Here is a 940-nt window from a genome sequence, read left to right as displayed (position 1 = left end):
TCCGCGGCCAGTACTACTGGCACCGCTTCTTCTCCCACCAACCCGACCTCAACTACGACAACCCCCACGTCCAAGACGCCATGCTCGAAAACCTCCGCTTCTGGCTCGACCTCGGCATCGACGGCTTCCGCCTCGACGCCGTCCCCTACCTCTACGCCCGCGAAGGCACCAACTGCGAAAACCTCCCCGAAACCCACACCTACCTCAAACGCGTCCGCGCCGAAATCGACCGCCTCTACCCCGACCGCGTCCTGCTCGCCGAAGCCAACCAATGGCCCGCCGACGTCGTCGAATACTTCGGCGACCCCGCCCAGGGCGGCGACGAATGCCACATGGCCTTCCACTTCCCCGTCATGCCCCGCATCTTCATGGCCGTCCGCCGCGAACAACGCTACCCCATCTCCGAAATCATGGCCCAAACCCCCAAAATCCCCGACAACTGCCAATGGGGCATCTTCCTCCGCAACCACGACGAACTCACCCTGGAGATGGTCACCGACGAAGAACGCGACTACATGTACACCGAATACGCCAAAGACCCCCGCATGAAAGCCAACATCGGCATCCGCCGCCGCCTGGCCCCCCTCCTGGACAACGACCGCAACCAACTCGAACTCTTCACCGCCCTCCTCCTGTCCCTCCCCGGCTCACCCGTCCTGTACTACGGCGACGAAATCGGCATGGGCGACAACATCTGGCTCGGCGACCGCGACGCCGTCCGCACCCCCATGCAATGGACCCCCGACCGCAACGCCGGCTTCTCCACCTGCGACCCCGCCCGCCTCTACCTCCCCCTCATCATGGACCCCATCTACGGCTACCAAGCCGTCAACGTCGAAGCCCAAGCCAACAACCCCGGCTCCCTGCTCCACTGGACCCGCAAAATGATCGAAATCCGCCAACGCCACCCCGTCTTCGGCGTCGGCGCCTACGTCGAACT

1 protein-coding gene is annotated in these 940 nt (G+C 64.1%); it reads left to right on the top strand.

Annotated features, from left to right (window positions below; all coding sequences use genetic code 11):
- Positions 1–940 (top strand): alpha-amylase family glycosyl hydrolase (locus E1264_RS42805; protein ID WP_243711529.1); only part of this gene is annotated, 940 nt, incomplete at both ends.

This window comes from Actinomadura sp. KC216, from assembly GCF_004348535.1.
Classification (GTDB): Bacteria; Actinomycetota; Actinomycetes; order Streptosporangiales; family Streptosporangiaceae; genus Spirillospora.
This window is presented reverse-complemented; position numbering and strand designations above follow the sequence as displayed.